Origin of the sequence: Modestobacter sp. VKM Ac-2977, assembly GCF_026968045.1 — a bacterium.
GTDB lineage: Bacteria > Actinomycetota > Actinomycetes > Mycobacteriales > Geodermatophilaceae > Modestobacter.
The window spans coordinates 337,260-357,066 of the sequence record NZ_JAPVBQ010000001.1; the positions used below are offsets into that span (position 1 = coordinate 337,260).

Annotated in this window: 17 protein-coding genes; 8 read left to right on the plus strand and 9 right to left on the minus strand. The window is 74.1% G+C overall.

The window, feature by feature from the left end; all coding sequences use genetic code 11:
• The first annotated feature begins 3 nt into the window (after window positions 1-3).
• Entirely contained in the window at window positions 4-1,464 is a 1,461-nt protein-coding gene (locus O2V63_RS01590; protein WP_269165817.1) for a circularly permuted type 2 ATP-grasp protein, read from the plus strand.
• Window positions 1,465-1,496: 32 nt separating this feature from the next.
• On the opposite strand, the gene serC is transcribed toward O2V63_RS01590, so the two are convergent.
• Both serC and O2V63_RS01600 read right to left on the minus strand, forming a co-directional pair.
• The gene (serC, locus tag O2V63_RS01595; protein ID WP_269165818.1) at window positions 1,497-2,612 is read right to left on the minus strand and encodes a phosphoserine transaminase; all 1,116 of its coding nucleotides are present in this window, start codon (window positions 2,610-2,612) and stop codon (window positions 1,497-1,499) included.
• Between the two features lie 29 nt (window positions 2,613-2,641).
• Complete coding sequence (locus O2V63_RS01600) at window positions 2,642-3,778, minus strand: citrate synthase 2 (protein ID WP_269165819.1); 1,137 nt, start codon at window positions 3,776-3,778, stop codon at window positions 2,642-2,644.
• Between the two features lie 145 nt (window positions 3,779-3,923).
• Here O2V63_RS01600 and pdxH point away from each other — a divergent pair, with 145 nt between their 5' ends.
• From pdxH to O2V63_RS01615, 3 genes are all read left to right on the plus strand, one after another.
• A complete protein-coding gene (gene pdxH, locus O2V63_RS01605) occupies window positions 3,924-4,571 on the plus strand; it encodes a pyridoxamine 5'-phosphate oxidase (RefSeq protein ID WP_269165820.1) in 648 nt (215 codons plus the stop codon).
• A 95-nt stretch (window positions 4,572-4,666) separates the two neighbouring features.
• Window positions 4,667-5,977 (plus strand): MFS transporter, encoded by a 1,311-nt coding sequence (locus O2V63_RS01610; RefSeq protein ID WP_269165821.1) that lies wholly within the window; start codon window positions 4,667-4,669, stop codon window positions 5,975-5,977.
• A gap of 29 nt (window positions 5,978-6,006) precedes the next feature.
• Window positions 6,007-7,188: a glucose-1-phosphate adenylyltransferase family protein gene (locus tag O2V63_RS01615; RefSeq protein WP_269165822.1), complete on the plus strand. Its 1,182-nt coding sequence runs from the start codon at window positions 6,007-6,009 to the stop codon at window positions 7,186-7,188.
• 41 nt (window positions 7,189-7,229) lie between these two features.
• On the opposite strand, the gene O2V63_RS01620 is transcribed toward O2V63_RS01615, so the two are convergent.
• On the minus strand, window positions 7,230-7,913 hold the full coding sequence (locus O2V63_RS01620; RefSeq protein WP_269165823.1) for a UdgX family uracil-DNA binding protein: 684 nt from the start codon (window positions 7,911-7,913) through the stop codon (window positions 7,230-7,232).
• 145 nt (window positions 7,914-8,058) lie between these two features.
• On the opposite strand from O2V63_RS01620, the gene O2V63_RS01625 reads away from it, so the two are divergent.
• Together O2V63_RS01625 and O2V63_RS01630 are read left to right on the plus strand one after the other, a co-directional pair.
• Window positions 8,059-8,967 carry an ABC transporter ATP-binding protein gene (locus O2V63_RS01625; RefSeq protein WP_269165824.1) on the plus strand — a complete coding sequence of 303 codons (909 nt, stop codon included), beginning with the start codon at window positions 8,059-8,061 and terminating at the stop codon, window positions 8,965-8,967.
• A complete protein-coding gene (locus O2V63_RS01630; protein ID WP_269165825.1) occupies window positions 8,964-10,196 on the plus strand; it encodes an ABC transporter permease in 1,233 nt (410 codons plus the stop codon). Before O2V63_RS01625 ends, O2V63_RS01630 begins: the two co-directional genes overlap by 4 nt.
• 113 nt (window positions 10,197-10,309) lie before the next feature.
• Here O2V63_RS01630 and O2V63_RS01635 read toward each other — a convergent pair whose 3' ends face one another.
• Window positions 10,310-11,227, minus strand: a complete 918-nt coding sequence (locus O2V63_RS01635) for an SMP-30/gluconolactonase/LRE family protein (protein ID WP_269165826.1) — start codon at window positions 11,225-11,227, stop codon at window positions 10,310-10,312.
• A 55-nt stretch (window positions 11,228-11,282) separates the two neighbouring features.
• On the opposite strand from O2V63_RS01635, the gene ppc reads away from it, so the two are divergent.
• Complete coding sequence (ppc, locus tag O2V63_RS01640) at window positions 11,283-14,102, plus strand: phosphoenolpyruvate carboxylase (protein ID WP_269165827.1); 2,820 nt, start codon at window positions 11,283-11,285, stop codon at window positions 14,100-14,102.
• A 52-nt stretch (window positions 14,103-14,154) separates the two neighbouring features.
• On the opposite strand, the gene O2V63_RS01645 is transcribed toward ppc, so the two are convergent.
• Both O2V63_RS01645 and O2V63_RS01650 read right to left on the minus strand, forming a co-directional pair.
• Window positions 14,155-15,285, minus strand: coding sequence for an aminotransferase-like domain-containing protein (locus O2V63_RS01645; protein ID WP_269165828.1), 1,131 nt, complete (start codon window positions 15,283-15,285; stop codon window positions 14,155-14,157).
• Between the two features lie 34 nt (window positions 15,286-15,319).
• Window positions 15,320-16,717: an FAD-dependent oxidoreductase gene (locus O2V63_RS01650; protein ID WP_269165829.1), complete on the minus strand. Its 1,398-nt coding sequence runs from the start codon at window positions 16,715-16,717 to the stop codon at window positions 15,320-15,322.
• 81 nt (window positions 16,718-16,798) lie between these two features.
• Between O2V63_RS01650 and O2V63_RS01655 the strand changes: the two genes are divergently transcribed.
• Window positions 16,799-17,116: a putative quinol monooxygenase gene (locus O2V63_RS01655; protein WP_269165830.1), complete on the plus strand. Its 318-nt coding sequence runs from the start codon at window positions 16,799-16,801 to the stop codon at window positions 17,114-17,116.
• Here O2V63_RS01655 and O2V63_RS01660 read toward each other — a convergent pair.
• The 3 genes from O2V63_RS01660 to O2V63_RS01670 form a co-directional block, all read right to left on the minus strand.
• Window positions 17,104-17,913, minus strand: coding sequence for an Fpg/Nei family DNA glycosylase (locus O2V63_RS01660; RefSeq protein WP_269165831.1), 810 nt, complete (start codon window positions 17,911-17,913; stop codon window positions 17,104-17,106). The genes O2V63_RS01655 and O2V63_RS01660 overlap by 13 nt on opposite strands.
• A 107-nt stretch (window positions 17,914-18,020) precedes the next feature.
• Window positions 18,021-19,388, minus strand: coding sequence for a cryptochrome/photolyase family protein (locus O2V63_RS01665; RefSeq protein WP_269165832.1), 1,368 nt, complete (start codon window positions 19,386-19,388; stop codon window positions 18,021-18,023).
• A gap of 57 nt (window positions 19,389-19,445) precedes the next feature.
• Window positions 19,446-19,766 (minus strand): GNAT family N-acetyltransferase, encoded by a 321-nt coding sequence (locus O2V63_RS01670; RefSeq protein WP_269165833.1) that lies wholly within the window; start codon window positions 19,764-19,766, stop codon window positions 19,446-19,448.
• Window positions 19,767-19,807 lie beyond the last annotated feature (41 nt).

Consider the following 19,807-nt stretch of genomic DNA (forward strand, 5'->3'; position numbering starts at 1 on the left):
GCGATGACCGACGCCTCCGGCGTCTTCGCGCGCTATACCGGCTCGGCGGACGACGAGGCGACGGGTGTGCGGCGGTCGGCCTACCGCCCCGTGCTGCAGGCGCTGGACGACCTCGGTGCCGACGGGATCGGCGCGGTCGTCGACGCGATCGACCGGGAACGCCGGTCGCGCGGGGTGGTGGCCGGCAGCTACGTCGACGGCCGGGTGCAGGAGCGGCCGCTCCCGCTCTGCCCGGTGCCCCGCGTCGTCCCGGCCGCCGACTGGGCGCACGTCGCCCGCGGCGCCGAACAGCGGCACCGGGCGCTGAACGCCTTCCTCGCCGACGTCTACCGCCCGGCCGGGCGGCGCCGCACCGACCCCGACCGGCACCCGGAGGTGGTCCGCGCCGGCGTCGTGCCGGCATGGGTCGTCGCCGCCAGCCCGGGGCTGCGCGCGTCGGCGGCCGGCCTGGCCGTGCCCGGTCAGCAGCGGGCCACCGTCGCGGGTCTGGACCTGCGGCACGGTCCGGCGGGCTGGGTGGCGGTCGCGGACGACCTGCGGACGCCGACGGGCATCGGGTACGCCCTCAGCGACCGGGCCAGCAGCCGGGCCGCGCTGCCGGAGCTCCACGCCGCGGCCGAGGCCGCCGGGCTCGCCGACCCGGCCGAGGCGGTGCCCCTGCTGCGGGCGGCGCTGGCCGAGGCCGCACCGTCGGCGTGCACCGGAACGCCGCAGCTGGCCCTGCTGTCGGAGGGGCCGCGCAGCACCAGCTGGTTCGAGCACCGGCAGCTGGCCGAGGCGATGGACGTCCCGATCGCCACGCCGGACACGCTCTGGCCGACCCGCGGTGGGGGAGTCGCGGTGCAGGTGGACGGGCAGCGGCTGCGGGTCGACGTCCTCCACCTGCGGCTGGACGAGGCCGGGCTGGCCGCACACCTGACGCCGAGCGGGGCGGCGCTGGACGTGCTGCTCGGTGCCGCGGTGCGGGCCGGGGAGCTGGCGCTGGCCAACGTGCCGGGCAACGGCGTGGCCGACGGCGAGGCCACCTACCGGTACGTGCCGGAGCTGATCCGGTTCTACCTCGGTGAGGAGCCGGTGCTGGAGACCATGCGCACCTGGCTGCTGGCCGACGACGCCGAGCTCGCCGAAGTGCGCGACCGGCTGCACGAGCTGGTCGTGACGCCGGTCGACGGGTACGGCGGTCGCGGGATGGTGGTCGGTCCGCGCTGCTCGGCGGCCGAGCTGGCCGAGCTGCACGCCGAGGTCGCGGCCGCCCCGCACCGCTTCATCGCCCAGGAGCCGCTCGACGTCTCCACGGTGCCCGCCGTCGTCGACGGCTCGCTGGCGCCCCGCGTCGCCGGCCTGCGGGTGTTCACCGTCGCCGGCGCCACCACCCGGGCACTGCCCGCGCCGTGGACCCAGGTGACGCTGGCCGAGGGCTCAACCGTGCTGGACGGCAGCAAGGACACCTGGCTGCTGCCCTGACGGCCCCCGTCCCGGAGCTCGGGACGGCGTCCCTACAGCTTGCCGACGACGTGGTCGACGCAGGCGGTCAGTGCGCTCACGTCGTCGGGGTCGATCGCCGGGAACATGCCCACCCGCAGCTGGTTGCGGCCCAGCTTGCGGTACGGCTCGACGTCGACGACGCCGTGGGCGCGCAGCGTCGTGGCGACCAGCGCGGCATCGACCGACTCGTCGAAGTCGACCGTGCCGACCACGAGGGAGCGCTGTTCGGGGTCGGCGACGAACGGCGAGGTGTAGGAGGTCTTCTCCGCCCACCCGTAGAGCCGGCTCGCCGACTCCTCGCTCCGCGCCACCGCACCGGACAGCCCGCCCAGGCCCAGCATCCAGTCGATCTGGTCGGCCAGCAGGAAGAGCGTGGCGACCGCCGGGGTGTTGTAGGTCTGGTCCTTGCCGGAGTTGTCGACGGCGATCGACAGGTCCAGGAAGCCGGGGATCCAGCGGTCGGAGGCCTTGATCTCGGCCACCCGCTCCAGCGCCGCGGCCGACATGAGCGCGATCCACAGACCGCCGTCGCTGGCGAAGGACTTCTGCGGGGCGAAGTAGTAGACGTCGGTCTGCGCGACGTCCACCGGCAGCCCGCCGGCACCGGACGTCGCGTCGATGAGCACCAGGGCGTCGGCGTCGATGCCCGACGGGCGGGAGACCGGCGCCATGACCCCGGTCGAGGTCTCGTTGTGCGCCCAGGCGTAGGCGTCGACCCCGGCCTCGGCCGTCGGCAGCGCCAGCGAGCCGGGCGCGGCCTTGGCGATCACCGGGGCCTCGAGGAACGGCGCCTCGGCGACCCCGGAGGCGAACTTCGCGGAGAACTCGCCGTAGCTGCCGTGCGCGCTGCGCCGGCGGATGAGGCCGATGGTCGCGGCGTCCCAGAACGCCGTCGTCCCGCCGTTGCCGAGCACCACCTCGTAGCCGTCGGGCAGGTCGAAGAGCTGGGACAGGCCCTCCCGGACCCGCTTGACCAGGCCCTTCACCGGCGCCTGCCGGTGCGAGGTGCCCATCAGCCCGGCCCCGTCGGTCGCCAGGGCGCGCAGCGCCTCGGGGCGGACCTTGGAGGGGCCGCACCCGAAGCGGCCGTCCCGGGGGAGCAGGTCGGTGGGGATGGTGATGCTCATGTGCGGTCTGCCTCTCGGATGGTCCTTCGTCAGGCTGGGGCGGGGGCGGGCTCGCCGATCGACTTGGTCTGGATGGTGTCCCAGCCCTCGACGTCCTCGGGCTTGCGCGGGTCGGGCCCGACGTAGCGCGCCGACGGGCGCACCAGCCGCCCGGTGTTCTTCTGCTCCAGGATGTGCGCGCACCAGCCGGCGGTGCGGGCGCAGCTGAACATCGAGGTGAACATGTGGCTGGGCACCTCGGCGAAGTCCAGCACGATCGCGGCCCAGAACTCGACGTTGGTCTCGATCGGGCGGTCCGGACGACGCTCGCGCAGCTCGGCGAGAGCGGCCTTCTCGAGGGCCAGGGCGGCCTCGAAGCGGGGCGCACCCAGCTCCTCGGCGGCCCGGCGCAGCACCCGGGCGCGGGGGTCCTCGGCGCGGTAGACGCGGTGGCCGAAGCCCATCAGCCGGTCGCCCTTGTCCAGCAGGTCCTTCACGTACCCCTCCGCGTCGCCGGAGGCCTCGACGCCGTCCAGCATGTGCAGCACGCGGGAGGGGGCGCCGCCGTGCAACGGGCCGGACATCGCCCCGATCGCGCCGGACAGCGAGGCGGCGACGTCGGCCCCGGTGGAGGCGATGACCCGGGCGGTGAAGGTCGAGGCGTTCATGCCGTGCTCGGCGGCCGAGGTCCAGTAGGCGTCGACGGCGGCGACGTGCCGCGGGTCGGGCTCGCCGCGCCAGCGGACCATGAACCGCTCGACGATGCTGGAGGCCTCGTCGATCCGCTTCTGCGGCACGGCCGGGACGCCGATGCCGCGGGCCGACTGGGCCACGTAGGACAGCGCCATGACCGCGGCTCGGGCCAGCTCGTCGCGGGCCTCCTCGGCGGAGATGTCCAGCAGCGGGCGGTAGCCCCAGATCGGGGTCAGCATCGCCAGCGCGGCCTGCACGTCGACCCGGACGTCGCCGGTGTGCACCGGGATGGGGAACGGCTCGGCCGGGGGCAGGCCGGGGCCGAACTTCCCGTCGACCAGCAGTGCCCAGACGTTGCCGAAGGTGACCTTGCCGACCAGGTCCTCGATGTCGACGCCGCGGTAGCGCAGCGCCCCACCGTCCTTGTCCGGCTCCGCGATGGTGGTCTCGAAGGCGATGACGCCCTCCAGGCCCGGTACGAAGTCGTCGGCCATCTCGCATGCTCCTCTGCGCGCGGGTGGGGACGGACGCTGGTCAGCGCACGACGAGCCCCAACTTAGGGGCTGGCCGGCCCCGTGGTGCACCCGGGAGGCCCCGGCCAGCGGGCGGTGCGCGCTGCAACGGTGGCAGCATGAGCCGGTGGCCGACCTGATCCGCATGCGCAGGGACTACGACGACAGTGGCTTCGGCGAGGAGGGCCTCGCGGCCACCTGGGTGGAGCAGTTCGACCGCTGGTTCGCCGACGCCGTCGCCGCCGAGCTGCCCGAGCCCAACGCCATGGTGGTGGCCACCGCCGACGCCGACGGCGCACCCGATGCCCGCGTCGTGCTGATGAAGGGCTACGACGCCGACGGGTTCCTCTTCGGCACCAACTACGCCTCGACCAAGGGCACCCAGCTCGCCGTCAATCCCCGGGCCACCCTGGTCTTCCCCTGGCACGCCCAGCAGCGGCAGGTCCGGGTCTCCGGTGCCGTCGAGCGGATCGGGCCGACCGCGTCGGACCTGCTCTGGGACCCGCGGCCCCGCGGCTCGCAGCTGGCCGCGGCCGCCTCGATCCAGTCGACGGTGGTCGAGTCGCGGGAGCTGCTGCGCACCCGGGTGACCGAGCTGGACGCCCAGACCCCGCCCGGGCAGCTGCCGCGCCCGGAGAACTGGGGCGGCTACCGGGTGCTGCCCGAGCGGGTGGAGTTCTGGCAGGGCGGCCATGACCGCCTGCACGACCGGCTGGTGTTCGTGCGCGATGACGAGGAAGGCGGCGGCTGGGTGGTGCAGCGCCTGGCCCCGTGAGGCCCGGCAACAAGAGGGGCCAAAATCGCGACTTTGGCCCCAACACCCCGGTGGATCCGGTCGAGGGTGGGCATCCGGTCGAGCAGCCGCAGCCGGTGACCCGCCGGCGCGGCTGGGCGCTGGACACCACGCCGCTGCGCAACCGCGCCTATCGCCGGGTGTTCGGCGGTGTCGCGGTGACGATGCTCGGCCAGCAGATGACGCTGGTCGCCGTCCCGTACCAGGTCTACGAGCTGACCGGCTCCTCGCTGATGGTCGGGCTGACCTCGGTCGTCGCGCTGGTGCCGCTGGTCGTCTTCGGCCTGCTCGGCGGGGCGATCGCCGACGCCATGGACCGCCGCCTGCTGATGCTGATCAGCTCGACGGGTGCGGCGGTCACCAGTGCGCTGCTGGCCGTGCAGGCGCTGCTGCCCGGGGACGGGCACGTCAGCGTGCTGTGGGTGCTGGCCGCCGCCGTCTCCGGGTTCGCCGCGGTCAACCAGCCCGCCCGCAGCGCGGTGATCCCGGCGCTGGTGGGGCGGGACCAGGTCGCGGCGGCCAACGCGCTGGCGATGACGGTGCGCCAGGCGGGCGTGATCGTCGGGCCGCTGCTGGCCGGCCTGCTCATCGGCCTGGGCGACCTCTCGATCGTCTACACGATCGACGCCCTCGGCTTCGTCGCCGCCGTCCTGCTGCTGCGCGGGCTGCCGCCACTGCCGCCGGAGGGCGTCTCCGGTCCGCTGCGGCTCGGCGCGGCCGTGCGTGGGGTCGGGGAGGGGTTCGCCTTCCTGCGCACCCAGCCGGTGCTGCTGATGACCTTCGTCGTCGACGTCATCGCGATGCTCTTCGCCTGGCCGCAGGCGGTCTTCCCCGAGCTGTCCCAGACCGTGTACCGGGGTGACGCCAACAGCCTGGGCTGGTTGTTCGCCGGGGTGTCGATCGGCTCGCTGCTGATGGGCCTGACGTCGGGCTGGGTCAGCCGGGTCGACCGGCAGGGCGCCGTCGTGCTGGCCGCCATCGCGGTGTGGGGCGTGGCGATCATCGGCTTCGGGCTGGCCTCGACGCTGTGGCTGGCGGTGCTCTGCCTCGCCGTCGCAGGCGCCGGCGACATGGTCAGCGCGGTGCTCCGTTCGGCGATGCTGCAGACGGCGGCGCCGGATGAGATGCGCGGCCGGATGCAGGGCGTGTTCATCGTGGTCGTCGCCGGCGGGCCACGGCTGGGCGACCTGCGCGCCGGTCTGATGGCCAGCAGCGTCGGCGTCACCGCGGCGATGGTCTCCGGTGGCGTGGTGATCGTGGTGGCGATGGCCGTGGTCGCCGTCGCGGTGCCGTCGTTCTGGCTGTTCCGGGCGTCCCGGGCCGACGAGGTGGCCCGCGACGCCCACCGCCGGCTGGCCGACGAGCACGCCGCGCCGCCCGAGGGGTGAGCCCTCCGCGCCCGGGTACGGGGGCGGCCATGGCACTCCCGCGGGTCCTCGTCCTCGTCCTCGCCGGTGGCAAGGGCAGCCGCCTCGAACTGCTCACCGAGACCCGGGCCAAGCCCGCCGTCCCGTTCGCCGGGGTCTACCGGCTCATCGACTTCCCGCTGTCCAACTGCGAGCACTCGCAGATCCCCGACGTCTGGGTGTCCGAGCAGTACCAGCCGCAGTCGGTGAACGAGCACCTGGCCAACGGCCGCCCGTGGGACCTGGACCGCACCACCGGCGGGCTGATGATGCTGCCGCCGTTCCAGGGCAGTGAGCGGGGCGGCTTCACCATGGGCACCGCCGACGGGCTCTGGCGGCAGTCCCAGCTCATCCGGGACTTCGGTGCCGACGCGCTCGTGGTGGTCAGCTCCGATGCGGTCTACAAGCTCGACTACCGCGACGTCGTCGAGGCCCACCTGGGCTCCGGGGCCGAGGTCACCATGGTCACCACCGAGGTCGAGAAGGCCGACGCCAGCCGCTACGGCATCATCCAGGCCGCGGGCGACGGCACGGTCACCGACTACGCCTACAAGCCCGACGATCCGGCGACGACGACCGCCACCAACGAGGTCTTCGTCTTCTCCCCGGACGAGACACTGGACCGGCTCGAGGCGATCAGCGACCAGATCGGCGAGGACGGCCTGGAGGACCTGGGCACCCACCTGCTGCCGGCGCAGACGAAGGACGGGCTGGCCCGGGCGTACCCGCTGAACGGCTACTGGCGGGACGTGGGCACCGTCGAGTCCTACTGGGAGGCCCACCGCGAGTTCCGCTGCGAGGAGCCGCCGATCGACCTGGACGAGCCGAGCTGGCCGATCCACACCCGCGGCGGCCGGCACAGCGCCGCACGTCTGCTGAGCGGTGCGGTGGTCGAGGACAGCCTGGTGTCCGGGGGCACCCGGGTGGCCGGGGAGGTCCGCGGCTCGGTGCTGTCGCCGGGGGTGGTCGTCGAGTCGGGGGCGAGCGTCATCGACTCGGTCCTGCTGCCCGGCTCCCGGGTGCGCGCCGGGGCCACCGTCACCCGCACCGTCCTGGACGACGGGGTGACGGTGGGGGAGCGGGCCACGGTCGGTGGGGACGGCGCGATCACCCTGGTCGGCCGGCGGGCGACGGTCGAAGCCGGGACCGAGCTCTCCGCCGGGGCCCGCCATCCCGAACCCGAGGACGACTGACCCCCCGGGGCCAGAAGCGCGATCTTGGCCCCTCGCGGGTGTCAGGCGAGGGCGTGGGCGACGACCCGGAGGTCGGCCACGAGGGCGTCGTAGGCGGCGGCCCGGGCGTCGTCCGGCGTCCGGAGCACGGCGGAGGGGTGCGCCGTGGCGAGCACCCAGGTCTGGTGCGGGGCGTCCTCGTCCTGGTCGGCGTCGGGCAGCGACGCCTCCGCCGCACGGACGCCCGGCGGCGTCCACGGCAGCAGCTGCCCCCGCTCGCGGGTGATCCGGAACGACGGCGAGATCAGCGCCTTGGCGGCCACCGCGCCCAGGCAGACCACCACCTCCGGCTGGAGGACGGCGAACTCCGCCTCCAGCCACGGGCGGCAGGCCATCAGGTGCTCCGCACCCGGGGACTGGTGGATCCGCCGCTTCGGGGTGGGCGTGAACCGGAAGTGCTTCACCGAGTTCGTCACGTAGGCGTCGCGCCGGTCGATGGCGGCGTCGGTCAGCGCGCGGTCCAGCAGCTTCCCGGCGGGGCCGACGAACGGCTCGCCCGCGCGGTCCTCCTGGTCGCCGGGCTGCTCGCCGACGAAGACGATCCGCGCGGTCTCCGGGCCCTCGCCGAAGACGGTCTGGGTGGCCGGCTCCCACAGCTCGCAGGCCCGGCAGTCGGCCGCCGCCTCGCGCAGCCCGGCCAGGCCCACGCCGCTGGGCACCTGCGCTGGGTGGTCGCCCGTGGTCATGTCCCGATCCCACCCGACCTGGGGCGCCACCGCAGCGCGAGAGAGGGACACGCCGGACTGTTCACTTGACGATTCGGAAAGTCATCAGACAGTCTCGCCGTGGAAGATCACGATCCAGCGCAGACACCGAACCCCCGGAGGGGCAGTGCTCGAGTTCGACGGCCTGGTCAAGGCCTACGGCGACAACCAGGTGCTCAAGGGGGTGAGCTTCTCCGTCGCCCCCGGGCAGATGTTCGGCTTCTGCGGCTCCAACGGTGCGGGGAAGACCACCACCATGCGGATCGCGATGGGCCTGGCGCGGGCCGATGCGGGGCAGGTGCGCTGGTCGGGCCGGCCGGTCGACGAGGCGGTCCGCCGCCGGATCGGCTACATGCCCGAGGAGCGTGGCCTCTACCCGAAGATGAAGGTCGGCGAGCAGCTGGCCTACTTCGCCCGGCTGCACGGCATGGACGCCGGACCCGCGAACCGCGCCGCCGAGACCTGGGCCGAACGGATGGGGCTGGGCGAGCGCCGCGGCGACCGGGTGGAGAAGCTGTCGCTGGGCAACCAGCAGCGCGTGCAGCTCGCCGCCGCGCTGGTCAGCGAGCCCGACGTGCTGATCCTGGACGAGCCGTTCTCCGGTCTCGACCCGGTCGGCGTCGACTCCCTGGCCGAGGCGCTGCTCGAGCAGTGCCGCCGCGGCGTCCCCGTCGTCTTCTCCAGCCACCAGCTGGACCTGGTCGAGCGGCTCTGCGATGCCGTGGGCATCCTCGCCCGCGGCTCGATCGTGGCCAGCGGCACCGTCGCCGAGCTGCGGTCCACGACCGCCGGCCGGCAGCTGCGGGTGGTCGTCCCCGACGCGTCGCCCGGCTGGGCCGCCGGGGTGCCCGGTGTGCGGGTGGTCTCCGAGCAGCGAGGTGACACCGTGCTCGAACTCGCCCCCGACGGCGACGACCAGCAGGTGCTCGCCGCAGCCCTGGCCACCGGCCGGGTCACCCACTTCGCCTGGCGGGAGCCGACCCTGGTCGAGCTGTTCCGCGACGCCGTCACGACCCCTCAGGAGGTGGCGGCATGACCGCGACCGCACACCGCGACGTGAGCGCCCCGGCACCGGCGCACTCCGACGTGAAGCCGCACAGCCCGGCACAGCTGGTCCGTCTGGTGGCCGGCCGGGAGATCTCCACCCGGATCCGGGACAAGGGCTTCCTGATCGGCTCGGCCGTCATCATCCTGCTGATCCTCGGGATGCTCGTCTTCCAGGTCGTGATCAACAGCGGGGCCGACGACACCCGGGTGGGGGTCGTCGGCGGTGACTCCGCCATCAGCGGGGCGCTGGAGAGCCAGGGCGAGGCACTGGGCACGAACGTCGACGTCGTCGCGTTCGAGGACGAGGCGGCGGCCCGGACGGCGGTCGAGGACGGCGACGTCGAGGGCGCGCTGCTCGGGCCGTCGGAGGCCCAGCCGCAGCTGCTGGTGGAGAGCGGCGGCGGGCAGATCGACACCCTCGTGCAGGGTGCGCTGCAGAACCTGTCCATCACCACCCAGCTGGACGACGCCGGGGTGCAGCTCGACCCGCCGCCCACGGTGGAGGTCGTCGCGCTGGAGGCCGACGCGGACGCCGACCTGGAGGCGGCGATCGTGGCCCTGGTCGGGGTGGTCGTCCTCTACAGCCTGCTGATCCTCTTCGGCCAGTTCGTCGCCCAGGGCGTCGTGGAGGAGAAGTCGAGCCGGGTGGTCGAGCTGCTGCTGGCGACGATGCGCCCCTGGCAGCTGCTGGCCGGCAAGATCCTCGGCCTCGGCCTGCTCGGGCTGATGCAGATGATGGTCATCGCGGTGGTCGGTGTGGTCGGGGCACTGGCCTTCGACGTCGTCGACCTGCCCGGCCGGCTGATCGGCACGGTGGTCACGGTGATCGCCTGGTTCGTGCTCGGGTACGCCTTCTACGCCTCGGTGTTCGCTGCGGCGGCGTCGCTGGTGAGCCGGCAGGAGGACCTGGGCAGCGTGATCACCCCGGCCTCGCTGCTGCTGGTGGTCGGGTTCGTCGTCTCCATCCAGGCGGCCCAGGAGCCGACCGGGACGCTGTCGACGGTCACCTCCTTCATCCCGGGGCTCTCGCCGCTGGTCATGCCGGTGCGGCAGGCCGCCGGCGGGGCCGAGTGGTGGGAGGTGGGCGTGTCCGCCCTCCTGATGGTGATCGCCATCGCCGTCATCGTCCGGATCGGCGGGCGGATCTACGCCGGCGCGCTGCTGCGCACCGGCGGCCGGATCAAGCTGCGCGAGGCCCTGGCCGCCGAGAAGGCCTGACCCCGGTCCGCCCGGGATCAGGTCACCTGGTCGTGTGGGTACCTACCTGGTGGTCTGCCACCGGGTAGGTCCCCCTGGGATCAGGTCACCTGATCCCAGGGGGACAGCGGCGGTCAGGCTTGGCGGAGGGCGGTGAGGGGGCCGCGGTAGGGGTTCGCCGGCGGGCCGCTGACCCCGGGCCGCACGGTGAACAGCCGGCCGGCGTCCGGCTGCGCGGCCCGGGCGGCGTCGTCCATGCCGTGCACCGACGTGCTGATCACCAGCAGGTCGCCGACGAACGCGCAGCTGGTGGTGTTCTGCGCGGCGACCTCGACGACCGCGAGCAGCTCGCCGTCGGGGGACCACCGTCGCACCTGGGCGCCGCCCCACAGCGCCGTCCAGAGGCAGCCCTCGCCGTCGACGGTGAGGCCGTCGGCGACGCCGTCGGGGTCGTCGCTGAAGTCCAGCAGCACCCGGCGCTCGCCGAAGGTGCCGGTGTCCAGGTCGTACTCGAACGCCCACACCGTCTTCGCGCCGGAGTCGGAGAGGTACACGGTGCGGTCGTCGGGTGACCAGCCGAGCCCGTTGGAGATCGTGAGTCCGTCGAGCACGGTGCTGACCGTGCCGTCGAGGTCGAGCCGGTAGAGGCTGCCGGCGCCGGGTCGCTCGTCGAAGGCCATCGTCCCGGCGAAGAACCGGCCGGCCCGGTCGCAGGCGCCGTCGTTCATCCGGGTGCCGCCCGCGGACTCCGAGCCGCCCTCCCCGGCGAGCTCGATCAGCACCTGCGCGTCCCCCTCGGCGGTCAGCCGGGTGATGCCGGCCCCGGCACCCAGCAGCCAGCCGCCGGCGGCCGCCGGGGCGACGAACCCCACCGTGTCCCCGCCGCGGTGCGAGGCCACCGGGACGACGTCGTCCCCGGCGATCGTGCCGCGCCGGACCAGCCCCGCGGTGATGTCCACCCAGAGCAGTTCCTGCGTGGCGGCGTCGAAGACGGGGCCCTCTCCGTGCTCGGCCGGGACGGGGCTGGTCGGTGTCGCCTGCAGTCGGATCACCCGCCCATCCTCCCCGGGACACCCGACCGTCACACCGGTTGCGGATACTGCCCCCGTGTCCGAAGCCACCGTCGACGTTGCCGACCTGCGCCCCTCCGGGGCTCCCACCGATCCGGACGACCGAACCGACGAGCCCTTGCGGGCCGACATCCGACTGCTGGGCCGAGTGCTCGGGGAGGTGATCGGCGAGCAGGCCGGCACCGACGTCCTGGAGCTGGTCGAGGCCACCCGGGTCGAGGCCTTCCGGATCCGCCGCTCCGAGGTGGGCCGCTCCGAGCTCGCCGACCGGCTGGCCCAGCTGGACCTGCACGAGGCCAACCACGTCGTCCGGGCGTTCAGCCACTTCTCGCTGCTGGCCAACATCGCCGAGGACGTGCACCACGAGCGCCGCCGCCGGCACCACCGCCGGGAGGGCTCGCCCCCGCAGAAGGGGAGCCTGGCGGCGTCGTTGGACCTGCTGGACGAGGCCGGCCTCGACGGCGACACGGTGGCCCGGGAACTGGCGGGTGCGCTCGTCGTCCCGGTGGTCACCGCCCACCCGACCGAGGTGCGCCGCCGCACGATCTCCCAGGTGCAGCAGCAGGTCACCGACCTGATCCGCCAGCGCGACGACGCCGGGCCGTACGGGATCGACGCGCGGGCCTGGGCGGCGCACCTCTCCCGCGAGGTGCTCACCCTCTGGCAGACGGCGCTGCTCCGGCTGTCCCGGCTGCGGCTGGCCGACGAGATCGACGAGGCACTGCGCTACTACGACCTGTCGCTGTTCGAGGTCGTCCCGGCGATCAACACCGAGCTCCGCCAGGCTCTGCGCGAGCGCTGGCCGGACGCCGACCTGCTGGCCACCCCGATGTTGCAGCCGGGTTCCTGGATCGGCGGCGACCGCGACGGCAACCCGTTCGTCACCGCCGACGCCGTCCGCCGGGCGACCACCCGGCAGGCCGAGACGGCGCTGCGCCACCACCTCGCCGAGCTGATCTGCCTGGCCGACGAGCTGTCGATGTCCGACCGGCTGGTGACGCCCACCGACGAGGTCTACGCGCTGGCCGAGGCCTCCGGCGACGACTCCCCGTTCCGTGGCGACGAGCCCTACCGGCGTGCGCTGCGCGGGGTCTACCGGCGGCTGGCCGCGACCGCGCGGCGGGTCCTGGGCTCGGTGCCGGGGGAGGAGCCGGACGTCGAGCTGCCGCCCTACGAGCTGCCCGAGGAGCTGATCGCCGACCTCGCGACCGTCGACGCCTCGCTGCGCAGCCACGGGGCGGGTGCGCTGGCCGACGACCGGCTGGCCCGGCTGCGCGACGCGGTGGAGGTCTTCGGCTTCCACCTGTGCGGGCTGGACATGCGGCAGAACTCCGCGGTGCACGAGGAGGTGCTGGGCGAGCTGCTGGCCTGGGCCGGGGTGTGCGACGACTACGCCGCCCTCGACGAGGCGGCCCGGGTCGAGCTGCTCACCGGCGAGCTGCAGCTGCGCCGGCCGCTGGTGCGCCCCGGTGCCGAGCTCTCCGAGCTGGCCCGCGGCGAGCTGGACCTGCTGGTGGCGGCCGCCGAGCAGGTGGCGCTGCTCGGCCCGCGGGCGATCCCGAACTACGTGATCAGCATGTGCGAGTCGGTGAGCGACGTGCTGGAGGTCGCCGTCCTGCTCAAGGAGGTCGGGCTGCTCGACCCGGGCGCCTCGACTCCGGACGGTGGGGTCGGTCCCACCTGCTCGGTGGGCATCTCCCCGCTGTTCGAGACGATCGGCGACCTCCAGGCCGCCGGCACGATCCTGGGCGCGATGCTGGACCAGCCGCTGTACCGGGCGCTGGTGGCCAACCGCGGCGACGCCCAGGAGGTGATGCTCGGCTACAGCGACAGCAACAAGGACGGCGGCTACCTGGCTGCCAACTGGGCGCTGTACCGGGCCGAGCTGGCGCTGGTCGAGGTCGCCCGGGCGAACGGCATCCGGCTGCGGCTCTTCCACGGCCGCGGCGGCACCGTCGGCCGGGGCGGCGGCCCCAGCTACGAGGCGATCCGGGCCCAGCCGCCGGGGTCGGTCGCCGGGGCGCTGCGGATCACCGAGCAGGGCGAGGTGATCGCGGCCAAGTACGCCTCACCCGACCTGGCCCGCCGGAACCTGGAGGCGCTGGTCGCGGCCACCCTGGAGTCGACGCTGCTGGACATCGAGGGCCTGGGCACCGACGCTGAGGACGCCTACACGCTGCTCGACGACCTGGCGGCCCGGGCGCAGGGCGCCTACCGGGCGCTGGTGCACGAGACCCCCGGCTTCGTCGAGTGGTTCCGCGCCGCGACGCCGATCCGGGAGCTGGCCGAGCTGAACATCGGCAGCCGGCCGCCGTCCCGCAAGGCCGGCGACAAGATCGCCGACCTGCGGGCGATCCCGTGGGTGTTCAGCTGGTCCCAGGCGCGGATCATGCTGCCCGGCTGGTACGGCACGGGGACGGCGCTGGAGTCCTGGGTCGACGGGGACCCCGGCCGGCTGGCCCAGCTGCAGGACCTGCACGAGCGGTGGCCGTTCTTCCGCACCGTGCTGTCCAACATGGGCATGGTGCTGGCCAAGACCGACCTGGAGCTGGCCGCCCGCTACGCCGAGCTGGTGCCCGACCCCGAGCTGCGCGACCGGGTGTTCAGCCAGATCACCGCCGAGCACGAGCGGACGGTGCGGATGCTGCTGGCGGTCACCGGCGACGCCGAGCTGCTGGCGGACAACCCGTCACTGGCCCGGTCGATCCGCAACCGGTTCCCCTACCTGGAGCCGCTGCACCACCTGCAGGTGGAGATGCTGCGTCGCCGCCGGGAGGGCGACGACGACGAACTGGTGCGCCGCTGCATCCAGCTGAGCGTCAACGGCGTCGCCACCGCCCTGCGCAACTCCGGCTGATGTGCGCTGACGGCGGGTTCCACCTCCGGAACCCGCCGTCAGCGCACAGTGCTCAGGGGCGGGCGGCCTCGATGGCGGCGGCCAGCCGGCGGACGCCCTCGTCGACGTCGCCGGGCTGCACGGCCGAGTAGGCCAGCCGGAAGCTGTTGTGCCCGCCCTCGAGCAGGAAGTCGGTCCCCGGCACGATCGCCACCCCACGGGAGGCGGCCTCGGTGGTGATCCGGGCGACGTCGTGGCCCTCGCCCTCGGGCAGCGACACCCACAGGAAGTACCCGCCCTCGGGACGGCGGAAGGTCGCCTGCGGCAGGTGCTCGCGCAGCGCGTCGTCCAGCAGCCCGACCCGCTCGGCCAGCGCCGACTTCACCCGCTCCAGCGCGGCCGGGAACCGCTCGCCCTGCAGGTAGGCGTACACCGTGCCCTGGGCGACCATGTTCGGCGCGATGTAGGTGTTGGTGGCGCGGACCTGGATCTTCTTGATCAGCGCCGGCGGCCCGACCAGGTAGCCGACCCGGATCCCCGGGCAGACCGTCTTGGAGAACGACGAGGCGTAGACGACGTGCTCGCTGGCCGCGCCGCCGTCCAGCTCCAGCATCCGCGGCAACGGCTCCCCGCTGAACCGGATGTCGACGTACGGGTCGTCCTCGAACAGCACGAAGTCGTGCTCGCGGGCCAGCTCCAGCAGCCGCTCGCGCTTGGCCAGCGAGAGCGTGTAGCCGGCCGGGTTCTGGAAGTTGGGGATGACGTGCGCCAGCGTCGGCCGCAGCCCACCCTCGAGCAGGGCGGCGAGCTCGTCGACGGAGATGCCGTCCTCCTCCAGCGTCACCAGGTGCACGTCGGCGCCGCGGTTGCGCAGCCCGAGCAGGGTGCGGTCGTAGGTGGGCCGCTCGGTCACCACCGCGGCGCCCGGCGTGGCCAGCTCGTCGAAGAGGAAGGCGTCGGCCTGCATCGAGCCGTTGGTCACCAGCACGTGCTCGACCGGGACGCCGTGCTTCTCGGCGATCCACGTGCGCAGCGGCACGTAGCCGACCGCCGTCCCGTAGCCGGTCATCCCGGCCGGGTCGGAGTCGAACGCGGCGACGGCGGCCTGCTTGAGGCCCTCGACGTCGACGATGTCGGTCGACGGGGCGCCGCGGGCGAAGGAGATCAGCGTGGTGGCGGGCGAGGTCTGTGCTGAGCCGGTCACGAGACCGAGTCTGCCGTACCGCGCCACCCCGGGCTCAGCCCTCCTGCGCTGCCGCGGCGGCCCGGACGGCGTCCAGCAACTGCTGTCGGTCGTGGAGCGTGGTGCGGGCCCGGCCGTGGACGGCGCCGAGGGCGATCTCGGCGGCGTCGATGGCCCGCCAGTCGGACAGCAGCACGGGGTGCCCACCGCGGGCGAGCAGGGTGTCGACCCAGTCGTCGTCCCCGCCGGGCGCCAGCACCCCGGCGGCGACGTCGGCCAGCAGCGAGGCGACGGTCTCCCGGGCGTCGTGCTTGTTGGTGCCGACGACGCCGGTCGGCCCCCGCTTGATCCACCCGGCCACGTACTCGCCGCGGCTGACCTCGCCGTCGCGGACCACCCGGCCGGCGTCGTGCGGCACGGTGCCCCCGTCCAGCGGCAGCCCGGGCAGCGCGTGCCCGCGGTAGCCGACCGAGCGCACCACCAGGTCGGCCGGGACGACCTCGAGCTCCCCGGTGCCCACCGCCCGGCCGTCGGCGTCGACCCGGGTGCGCTCCACCTCCACCCCGATGACCCGGTCCGTGCCGAGCAGGCGGACCGGGCGGGCGTGGAAGCGCAGCCGCACGCTCACCGTGCCGAGGGCGGCCTCGTGGCCGGCGTAGTCGGCGAGTGCGGCGAGGTTGCGGGCGACGTGCCGGTCCTCGGCGGCCAGCGCCGCGTCCCCGGCGTCGGTGAGGTCGGCCGGGTCGACCAACACCGTCGCGGCGGCCAGGTGGCCCAGCTCGCGCAGCTCCTGGGTGGTGAAGCTGGCCTGCGCCGGGCCGCGGCGGCCGAGCACGGTGATCCGCTCGACCGGTGCGGCGGCCAGGGTGTCGAGCACGTGGTGCGGCATGTCGGTGGGGTGCAGCTCGGCGGCGGAGCGGGCCAGCACCCGGGCCACGTCGAGGGCCACGTTGCCCACGCCGACCACCACGACGTCCCGGGCCCGGGACACCAGCTCCTCGACCCGCCCCCGGTCGGCGTCGGGGTGCCCGCAGTACCAGGCGACGACGTCGGTGGCGGCCAGGCTGCCGGGCAGCTCCTCGCCGGGGATGCCCAGCGTGCGGTCACCGGCCGCGCCGTAGGTGTAGACGACGGCGTCGACGTGCCGGCGCAGCTCGTCCAGGGTCAGGTCGGTGCCGATCTCCACGTTGCCGACGAAGCGCACCCGCTCGTGGTCCAGGGTGTGGTGCAGCGTCTCGCGCAGCGCTCGCATCTTCAGGTGGTCCGGGGCGATGCCGTGCCGCACCAGGCCGAACGGGGTGGGCAACCGGTCGATCAGGTCGACGGCGACCGGGACGTCGTCCTGCCCGGCGAGCGCGTCGGCGGCGTAGATGCCCGCCGGTCCGGCACCGACGACGGCGACGCGCAGGGGGCGTCCGGGCAGCGATCGGTCGGGCACAGTGGGTTCGGCCACGCCCGCATCGTCGTCCCGATGACGGGTAGGCGCCAGGGTGAACCCGGGCAGCCGTGCCCGACCACCGCTGAGGAGTCCTGCGTGTCCATCACGATCGTCGCCACCATCTCGCCCAAGCCCGGCCGGGCCGACGCCGTCCGGGAGGCGTTCACCGCCGCGATCCCGAAGGTGCACGAGGAGCCCGGCTGCGAGCTCTACGCGCTGCACGAGGACGGCTACGGCTTCGTGATGATCGAGCGCTGGGCCACCCAGGACGACGTCAAGGCCCACGGGGCGGGGGAGACGTTCAACCAGCTCACCGAGAGCGTCAAGGACGACCTGACCGAGCCGATCGGCGTCCGGCTGCTGCACGCCGTGCCCGCCGGCGACGACGCCAAGGGCGCCCTTCAGACCGCCTGACAGGTGGGGCACCAGAAGAGGTTGCGGCCGGCCATCAGCTCGGTGCGCACCTCGGTGCCGCAGACCCGGCAGGGCAGCCCGGCGCGCCGGTAGACGTAGTGGGCGTCCTCCCGGAGCGCCGGGCCGCGGCGGCGCTCCCGGTCGGCCCGTTCGGTGGTGACGATCCGACCGGCCTTGACCCCGGCCCTCATCAGCGTCACCAGGTCGGCCCACAGCCGGTCCCAGAGCTCGGCGTCGACGTCCCGGCCCAGCCGGAAGGGGCTCAGCCGCTGCCGGAACAGGACCTCCGCCCGGTAGACGTTCCCGACGCCGGCGAGCACGGCCTGGTCCATGAGCAGTTGGCCGATGGTGGTCCGGCTGCGGGAGATGCGGGCGAACGCCTTGGCCGGTTCCGACCGCCGGCGCAGCGGGTCCGGGCCCAGCCGGTCGAGGATCAGCTGCACCTCGCCGTCGGTGATCAGGTCGCAGGCGGTGGCGCCGCGCAGGTCGGTCCACACACCCGCGCCGTCCTCACCCGGCCCCTCCCAGCGCATCCGCAGGGCGCCGCGGGGAACCGGTGGCAGTCCGGTGCCGGAGGTGAACTTCCCGTAGAGGCCCAGGTGCACGTGCACGACGTCCGGCCCGAAGAAGGCGAACAGGTGCTTGCCGTAGGAGGTGACCTCGTCGAGCACCCGGCCGTCGAGCAGCTCGGCCTGCCCGGCGAAGCGACCCTGCGGGCTGGTCACGTGCACCTCGCGGCCGGCGAACGCGGCCTGCTGCTCGCGGGCCAACCGGAACAGGGTGTGGCCCTCAGGCACCGACGATCACGCCGTCCAGCTTCACCCGCGCGGGCCTCGTCCGCCACGACGGCCCGGGTGACCCCGCCGACACCCTGGGGCCAAAGTCGCGACTTTGGCCCCAGGGTCTAGCGGGCGCGGACGGCGGCGTAGCGGTCCAGGGACACCTGGCGTTCGTGGGCGTGGTCGACGACCGGCTCCGGGTAGCCGGCCGGGACGCCGCCGGGCGCCGTCCACGGTTCGTGCACGTGCTTCGGGTCGAGGTCGCGCAGCTCGGGCACCCAGCGCTTCACGTAGCTGCCGTCCGGGTCGAACTTCTTGCCCTGGGTGATCGGGTTGAACACCCGGTAGTACGGCGAGGCGTCGGTGCCGGTGCCGGCCACCCACTGCCAGCCGTGGTTGTTGCTGGCCAGGTCGCCGTCGACCAGGTGCTGCATGAAGTACCGCGCGCCGCGGGTCCACTCCTGGTGCAGGTCCTTGACCAGGAACGAGGCGACGATCATCCGCACCCGGTTGTGCACGTAGGCCTCACCGAGCAGCTGCCGCATCCCGGCGTCGACGATCGGGAAGCCGGTGCGGCCGGTCTCCCAGGCGCGCACCAGCTCCTCGGCGTCCGGCCCGGAGTCGTAGCCCATGCCCTGCAGTTCGGGCTTGAGGTACTCGCGGGCCGAGTCGGGCCGGTGCCACAGGACGTCTGCGTAGAAGTCGCGCCAGGCGAGCTCGTCGGTGTAGCGGCGCACCGACTCCGAGCCCTCCTCGGCGGCCAGGTCGGCGAGCAGCGTGCGCGGGTGGATGCAGCCGTACTTCAGGTAGGCCGACAACCGGCTCGTCCCGTTGGTCGCCGGGCGGTCGCGACCCTCGTCGTAGCCGAGCAGCCGTTCGTCGCGGAACCGGTGCCAGGCCTCCAGGGCCGCGGCCTCGCCGGCGGCAGGCAGCTGGACGTCGTCCAGGGCCGGGCGCGGCGGGCGGTCGTCGGAGCGGACGCCGCGCTGCCACGGGACCTGGTCCGGTCGGACGGCGGGGGAGTGCCAGCCGTGTTCCCGCCAGGCGCGGGCGAACGGGGTGAAGACCTGGAACGGCGTGCCGTCCCGCTTGACCACCCGTCCGGGGGCGACCGCGTACGGCGAGCCGGTGCGCACCAGTGGGACGTCGCCCAGCGCCCGCTCGACCGCCTGGTCCCGGCGCCGTCCGTACGGGCCGGCGTCGGCGGTGACGTGCACGCTCACCGCGCCCAGCTCTGCCGCCAGCCGGGGGAGGACGGCGGCCGGGTCGCCGGTGCGCGTGACGAGAGCGCCGTCGGTGGCGCTGTCGAGTTCGGTGAGGCAGTCGAGCAGGAACCGCCGGCGCGGCTCGCCGGAGGGGCCGTAGAGCCGGTCGTCGAAGACGAAGACGGGGACGACGGTGCCCCCGGGCCCGGCGGCGTCGACGGCGGCGAGCAGGGCCGGGTGGTCGCTGAGACGCAGGTCGCGGCGGAACCAGAGCAGCGCGGTGGGCACCCGACCGAGCCTAGGAAGCCCCGGGCGGCGCCGCTGGGTGATCAGCTGCCGGGCGGCTCAGCTGTGGGCGGGCGCCAGACCGAAGGTGGGCCGGTCGGCCTCGGCGACGAGGTCCAGCTGCTCGGGGTGGTCGACCAGGTACTTGCGGATGAACGAGCAGTAGGGGAGCACGTGCAGGCCCCGCTCGCGCGCGGCGGTGAGGACGGTGGCCACCAGCTGGGTGCCCAGACCCCGGCCGCCCATCGTCGGGTCGATCTCGGTGTGCGGCAGGGTCATCACGTCCTGGTCGACGTGGTAGCTGGCCAGGCCGACGACTCGCTCGCCGTCCCGGATCTCGAAGCGGCCCCGCTCGGGGACGTCGACGACCGTGATCTCCATCTGTGCTCTCCACCTCCCGCGCCTCCGGCGCCGTTGCCGGG

Excerpts from the sequence above, each read along its gene's own strand:
- O2V63_RS01590 (WP_269165817.1), top strand. The coding sequence starts at position 4 with ATGACCGACGCCTCCGGCGTCTTCGCGCGCTATACCGGCTCGGCGGAC.
- serC (WP_269165818.1), bottom strand. The coding sequence starts at position 2,612 with ATGAGCATCACCATCCCCACCGACCTGCTCCCCCGGGACGGCCGCTTC.
- O2V63_RS01600 (WP_269165819.1), bottom strand. The coding sequence starts at position 3,778 with ATGGCCGACGACTTCGTACCGGGCCTGGAGGGCGTCATCGCCTTCGAG.
- O2V63_RS01615 (WP_269165822.1), top strand. The coding sequence starts at position 6,007 with ATGGCACTCCCGCGGGTCCTCGTCCTCGTCCTCGCCGGTGGCAAGGGC.
- O2V63_RS01620 (WP_269165823.1), bottom strand. The coding sequence starts at position 7,913 with ATGACCACGGGCGACCACCCAGCGCAGGTGCCCAGCGGCGTGGGCCTG.
- O2V63_RS01630 (WP_269165825.1), top strand. The coding sequence starts at position 8,964 with ATGACCGCGACCGCACACCGCGACGTGAGCGCCCCGGCACCGGCGCAC.
- O2V63_RS01670 (WP_269165833.1), bottom strand. The coding sequence starts at position 19,766 with ATGGAGATCACGGTCGTCGACGTCCCCGAGCGGGGCCGCTTCGAGATC.